Source organism: Bacillus sp. TL12 (genome assembly GCF_022625245.1).
In the GTDB taxonomy this organism is placed as follows: domain Bacteria; phylum Bacillota; class Bacilli; order Bacillales; family Bacillaceae_G; genus Bacillus_A.
The window spans coordinates 1-745 of record NZ_JAJJBY010000179.1; the positions used below are offsets into that span (position 1 = coordinate 1).

Consider the following 745-nt stretch of genomic DNA (forward strand, 5'->3'; position numbering starts at 1 on the left):
CGTTATGTTAACCTTACATGTATAAAGTATGCATGTATTCCTTAGAAACTTTGTTCAACTAAAGGGCCGTTTAATTAAACTATACTTAACAAGTAATTTATAGTTAGTATACAATAAATATGGAATGAAAAAACACAATTCGGTTGGTAGTCCGGATGCATCAAATTAAACATTGATGCCAGTAACCTTCCCCTCCTTGGGATGTCCATTATTCCAAGATTTTTTTGTTAAAAGGAGGGAATCGTCATGACATTGACGGTTTATTATGATGGTCAGTTTTGGGTTGGAGTAATTGAAATTCAAGAAAACGGAAGATTGAAGGCTTACCGTTATGTTTTTGGAACAGAGCCTGGCGATACTGAAGTGTTAGAATTTGTAAATCGTCGATTATTTACTGTCATTGAAAAAAGTAGATAGATAGGGATCAAAGGAAAAAGAAATCTAAATAAAAAAATTAATCCTAAACGTCTCCAAAGACAGGTAGCCAAGGAAATGAAACAGAAAGGAATTTCGACAAAAGCACAAGAAGCGATTAAAGAAGATATTGAGAGACGAAAAGTAGAAAGCAAAAAACTAAAAAAACAATGTGATGATGCTTTTAAACAAAGGCAATGGGAAATTAAAAAACAAAAAGCTAAACAAAAGCATAAAGGGCGATAGATTATTCAAGAATAGGGCGCTTTAATTAAACAAGCAGTTAAAAGGATCTTTCCAACGAAGATCCTTTTTTCATACCGATAATGAT

1 pseudogene is annotated in these 745 nt (G+C 32.8%); it reads left to right on the forward strand.

Features of this window, described 5'->3' with window-relative positions:
* The first annotated feature begins 246 nt into the window (after positions 1-246).
* Positions 247-660, forward strand: a pseudogene (locus LOK41_RS28355) (YjdF family protein).
* Positions 661-745 lie beyond the last annotated feature (85 nt).